Origin of the sequence: Flavobacterium sp., assembly GCF_043720215.1 — a bacterium.
Taxonomy (GTDB): domain Bacteria; phylum Bacteroidota; class Bacteroidia; order Flavobacteriales; family Flavobacteriaceae; genus Flavobacterium.
Genome location: NZ_JAYSSZ010000016.1, coordinates 1 through 5,973, shown reverse-complemented (window position 1 = coordinate 5,973; position 5,973 = coordinate 1). Strand labels below are relative to the sequence as shown.

The 5,973-nt window shown below is 28.6% G+C and carries 4 protein-coding genes; all 4 read right to left on the bottom strand.

The annotated features are described in order from the left end of the window. Positions 1-155 precede the first annotated feature (155 nt). The 4 genes from ACHZC3_RS00745 to ACHZC3_RS00730 all read right to left on the bottom strand — a co-directional run bounded on the left by ACHZC3_RS00745 (position 156) and on the right by ACHZC3_RS00730 (position 5,651). On the bottom strand, positions 156-2,567 hold the full coding sequence (locus ACHZC3_RS00745) for a TonB-dependent receptor domain-containing protein (RefSeq protein ID WP_394757970.1): 2,412 nt from the start codon (positions 2,565-2,567) through the stop codon (positions 156-158). 77 nt (positions 2,568-2,644) lie between these two features. Continuing rightward, positions 2,645-3,913 (bottom strand): sensor histidine kinase, encoded by a 1,269-nt coding sequence (locus ACHZC3_RS00740; protein WP_394757969.1) that lies wholly within the window; start codon positions 3,911-3,913, stop codon positions 2,645-2,647. Further along, positions 3,906-4,583 (bottom strand): response regulator transcription factor, encoded by a 678-nt coding sequence (locus ACHZC3_RS00735; RefSeq protein ID WP_394757967.1) that lies wholly within the window; start codon positions 4,581-4,583, stop codon positions 3,906-3,908. The genes ACHZC3_RS00740 and ACHZC3_RS00735 overlap by 8 nt, the downstream gene beginning before the upstream one ends. A 48-nt stretch (positions 4,584-4,631) precedes the next feature. Further along, positions 4,632-5,651, bottom strand: coding sequence for a YhcG family protein (locus ACHZC3_RS00730; RefSeq protein WP_394757966.1), 1,020 nt, complete (start codon positions 5,649-5,651; stop codon positions 4,632-4,634). Positions 5,652-5,973 lie beyond the last annotated feature (322 nt).

Sequence of the window (5,973 nt, the reverse complement as noted above, 5' to 3'; positions counted from 1 at the left end):
ATGCAAATGAGAACATAATTAAAGCTATCATCATTACTGATTTTTTCATTGCTATTTATTTTTAAATTAATAATAGTCAAAGATGTAAACCAATTTAGAAGAAATATTGAATTTTGGATTAAAGCAGAATTAATTGTCAGAATTAACAAGTTAGTTTAGAATTTATAACTATAACCTAATCTAACCACTTGTGTCTCATTATAATCTGCACTATTATAACTGAATGTTTGACCTTGAATTTCTTTTTTGATTACCAAAGTGTTGAAAATATCGGTTGCGTTTAAAAAGAATTCACCTTTACCATTTTGAATAGTTTTTTTCAAACCAAAATCAATTGAAAATCGAGATTTTATTTTTCCTTGCGGAATAATATCTGGGGCTAAATAAATGCTTGTTAGTTGTGCATCAACTTTTTTTGATAAGTGTAAAGTATTATTCCACTTTATATTGCCCGAGAATGCAGTTTGTTTTTCTGCTGAAAAAGTATTAGGAACTGGATATAAATTTTGAACTGTAAACGCATTTATTTGATTTCTATACCCATTTAAATTTAAATTGAACGAATACCATTTTGCAATATCTTGAGAAACAATCATTTCAACACCAGTATTATAACTTTTGTTTACATTTTGAAAAATGGCGTAAATTAAATTATTGTTAGGAACAGATGATGAAATTCTTGTTATAGTTGCATCTGCAAAACGATGATATAGTGCTGAATAAAAATATCCTTTTTCTAAATTAATTTTATATCCTAACTCTAATACATTAGTAAATTGTGGGCGAAGCGCAGGATTGCCGACTTTGATAATTTCGGCATCGTCATACTTTGGGAAAATTCTAATATCTACTTCATTTGGTCTATCAACTCTACGATTATAAAATAAGGATAGTTTATTATTATCATTAATTTTATATGCTAATCGAATATTTGGGAAAGGTTGTGTGTAATTGTACCCATCACTTTTATACGTATTATGATTTGGGTTTACTTTGTATTGCAAATCGACATATTCTATACGTAAGCCAACTTCTGCTTCTATTTTATTATTTTCATATATATAATTTCCATAAATAGCAGGAATAATTTCTTTGTAAGTTGCTTGTCCTCCAGCTCCACTATCTAAAGGTGAATTAGTTCCAGGAAAGAACTGCATATTAGTTGGAATAACTCGGTTGCGAAATTTAAAACCTGTTTCAATTCTTCCGTATTTTAAAGGTTTTATGTAATCTATATTGAAATCTGCTACTTTTTCATCTGATAATAATTTAAACGCATCTTTACTGGTTGAAGTAGGCAAAATGTTATCAAAAAAATACTTCTCATCTTCTCTATGAAAGGTATAATTGAACCCCATATTTAAAATATGCCCCGCCTCTTTATACTTATGCTGATAAGATGCAGTAGCCATTGCAGTTGTTTTTAATTCATCTTCGAGGAATTGCCAAAGTCGCAATCGTTCAGAATAATTTGCATTAAAAAAAGGCTGGTCACCATTATCAATAATTTTTTCAGTTCCAAATAAACCCGAAACTGTAAGTATATTTTGTTCGTTAATATTCCAATCAACGCCAGATTTTATTGTGGTAAAATGAGTGTTTCTATTTCTTTTTGTTTGTTGATTAATAATAGTTCCATCATTATATGTTCGTGTTACAAATTCATTTTTATTCAATGTTTCTGTGTATAAATAATCTCCTTGAAAAAAAGCATTTATTTTGCTTTTGCGATAATTTAGAGATAGTGTAGGATTGACTTTTGGAGTTAATGAGTATTGAGGTCTAATAGTTTGTAAATTCTGCTTTCTTTCCCATAAAGCTCCTAGTCCAGAAGTAAAACCAACTTTACCATTAAATCCTTCTTTTTTGTTTTTTTTGTAAATGATATTAATAATTCCCGCATTCCCATTAGCATCATACTTTGCAGAAGGATTATTAATGATTTCTATTTTTTCTATTGCTGAAGCTGGAATATTGTCTAAACCCGATTGATTTCCAAAACCTGTTAATGCTGTTTGTTTTCCATCAACAAGAACTGTTACTTTATCATTACCTCTAATTTGAACTTTTCCATCTTGAACTGTAACACCCGGCAAATTTTGCATTGTTTGCAATACTGAACCTCCACTTTGACTAATGTTATCTGCAACCGAAAAGGTTTTTTTATCCATTTTTTGATTTATCAAATCAAGTTTTGAAACAATTTTTACTTCTTCTAAAGTTGTTGTGTCTTCCTCTAATTCAATTGTACCTTGATCTAAAAATTCTGATAATGAACCAACATAAATAACTTGTTTTTTTGTTTTGTAACCCAAAAAAGTGAATTCTAAATAATAATTTCCTGTTGCAATATTTGTGAACAAAAATCGTCCTTCTTCGTTGGAAATTGTACCTGTAACAAAAAGATTGTCTTTGGTTGTTTTTAAAGCCACATTAACAAATGATAACGCCGTTTGTTTCACTTTATCTCTTGTAATTCCTGATATTGTTACCGTTTTATTCTGTCCAAATATGTTAGAAATTGAAAACACTAGAAATATAACCAATGTACTTGTTCTTACTTTCATCTTTTTGATTTTTATCTTTTAAATAATTACTATTTATTAGACAAAATTGCGAATAGAATTAGAAGAAATATTGAATTTTAAAAATGGATTTCAAAAATGTGAAGTTTATTTTTATATTTATAAAAAACTCCCCAATTATTATTCTCTGCTATTTTTTTGATTATTGATAAACCCAACCCATTACCTTTTGAAGATGGATTTACTTTAGAAAAGCGTTCAAATAATTTACCTGTTTCAAGAGATTGTAGTAATATGCCAGTGTTAGAAACGGAAAGTTTTTCTTTAGTTAAAATAATTTCGATACTCCCATTTACTTTATTATGATTTATTGTATTTAAAAGTAGATTACTAATTAGGATTTCAGATAAAAACAAGTTGGATTTAACTAAAATATTTTGTTCTAATTTAACATTTACTGTTATTTTTTTTGCAAGTGCTTGTTCTTTAAAAAAGTCTAATTGATTGTTAATGACTTTATTTATATCAATATTTTCAGGAACTTTAAACTGATTGCTTTCTATTTTTGATAACAGTAATAAATTTTTATTTAATCGATTAAGACGAGTTGTAGTATCGTTTAAACTATCTAAGATTTCAAATTGTCCTTCCGTTACATCTTGTCTTTGCAGTAATGTTTCTATCTTTCCCTTAAAAATAGCAATTGGTGTTTGCAACTCGTGTGCTGCATTTTCTATAAATTCCTTTTGACTTTGGTATATACTACTGTTTTTATCTATTAAATTATCTATTGCGTTATTTAATCGATTAAATTCTTCGGTTGTACTATGAATTAGCTTTATAGGAGTCGTTTTATCAATTTCAAATTGTTCCATTTTATCCAGTGCCACGTAAAATGGTTGCCATAATTTTTTAGAAATCATCTTGGTTATTATGAAAAATCCTATTAACAGTAATAGTAATAATGAAATAAAAAGTATTACTGTGCTTCCTATTAGATTTTCCTTTTCTACCATATTAATTTTAGCTGAAAAAGTGTACCATTTGTTTTCAATTTTTACAGGAGAATTAAGTACTCTAAACGGTTCGTTCTCTTTATTTAGTGCATCGTAATAACTATGCTCAAATAAACTATCTTTAAGCTGTCCGTTAAATTTTTGAAGATTTACATCTCGATTAAACGTATTCCAAATAGATATATCTTTTATTTTTAAATCATCTTTTGTGAATTTATCGAACTGTTTTTTTATTGCATATAAATCCTCATTAGCATCATCAATATATAAAATATTAGACACAAAATAAAATATTGGTCCAATCGCAATCAATATTACGACCGCGTAGATGAAATAATAATTTATTGTTTTTTGAAGTAGTTTTTTAGTCATTTTCCCATTTGTAACCTATTCCGTAAACTGATTTTATATAGTCATAACTTCCTGCATCGTTTAACTTTTTCTTTAAATTTTTGATGTGTGCATACACAAAATCGTGATTATCTAACATATCCGCCATATCTCCAGAAAGATGCTCTGCAATAGCACTTTTAGACAGTACTTTGTTTTTATTACCAATCAAGAATAATAATAAATCAATCTCTTTTTTAGTACAATCTATTTTTTTATTTTCAATTTTAACCACTTTTGCTAATGTGTCTATTTCTATTTCGTTAAACACTATTATATTACTGCCGTTAAAGTTTTTTCTTCGTACTAATGATTGAATTCTTACTAATAACTCTGAAAGATGAAAAGGTTTAGTTAAATAATCATCTGCACCTAAATTGAAACCTTCAATTTTTGTTTCTAATGTTTCTTTTGCCGAAATTATAATCACACCATCTGTTTTGTTTTGACTTTTCAATTCTTTCAAAATAGTAAAGCCGTCTCCATCTGGAAGCATCAAATCTAATAGAACACAATCATAATCATACATCATTATTTTATCTAAAGCTGTTTGACAATTATTTGCGGCTTCGCAATGAATATCATTCGATTTCAGATAACTTTTTATGTTTGTTGCAATTTCTATTTCGTCTTCAATGATTAAAATTTTCATATCGCAAATTAATAAATCAATTTTGTATAAAAGTTGAATTTTATTGTTCTACATCAACTTTTTTCTTTCTATTCTCTCTTTGGCTTCGGCTACCAGCAAATGTATTTTTTCTTCAAATTGCTTTTTTGGTGGTAAGTCTGTCCAATATTCGGCAACCATTATTCCATCTTTGTGCATTTCGAGTAGCTCAATTTGTTCTCGGCTGCTTTCGGCACAAAGTATTAATCCTATTGGTGTATTTTCACCTTCTTGTTTTTCGTATTTGTCCAACCATTTGAGGTATAACTCCATTTGCCCTTTGTGTTTGGCTTGGAATTTTCCTAATTTTAATTCTATGGCAACTAATCGTTTTAGTTTTCGATGGTAGAAAAGCAAATCTAAATTAAAATCTTCGCCATCTATAATCATTCGTTTTTGGCGTTCTACAAACGTAAAACCTTTGCCTAATTCTAGTATAAAAGTTTCTAAATCGTGTAAAATAGCATCTTCTAAATCCTTTTCTAAAAAAGTGTTTTGCAAACCAAATAAATCTAAAATGTAAGGATCTTTGAATGTATTGAATGGAATATGCGTTGATTCGATGATTTGTGCATCAGCAATGTTTGTTCTTTCGAAAGCTTTTAAAGCAATTTGTCTCCTTAATTCTCTGATTCCAAATAAATTATTTGATGCGTTTTGTGCATAAAATAGTTTTGCTTCGATTGTTTTTAATGGTAATAGCTCCACAAAATGCGACCAAGACAATTGTCGTGACAGTGGCACGACAATTTGAGAATCGGGAAACTGCTCTGCAAATCGGAGCATTCGTCTCACATTTTTCTCTGTAAAATTTCTTCCGTATTTGTTTTCCAATTGTGCCGACACTGTCGGCACAATTTGTTTTCCATATTCTGCACGTTTGTTTTGTAGTATATCTTGATTGATACGATTGCCCACTTGCCAAAACAAAATAGTAACCGCACTATTTGCTTGAACCGCTACTTGTTGTTTGCTTTGCTCAATAAGTTGTGATAACTCATTGAATAAATCAGTTGATGAAATTGATAAACTGTTAAAATTATCTACCATATAATTACTTATGCTTCTGTCGTATTAAAAAAATTCTTCTTTTTTTGAATTGTGTCCAGAGTGTGGACACAATTCAAAATTGGTATTGAAATAAACTCTATTGTTATGTTGGGATAGCAAATTGAGAGTACAATCCACAAATTTACAAAAAAGCAATGGAATGTAAAAGAGTGAAATTGAAAAAGGATAGGCAGGATAACCAAAAAATGAGATAAACATTTTATATTTTATTTTGAATACAAAAAACGGATTTAAGTGGCTGTTTAAGTGCAAACTAATCTATATCATTCACTCCTTTGCTTTACTATTGTTTGAAGTTTTC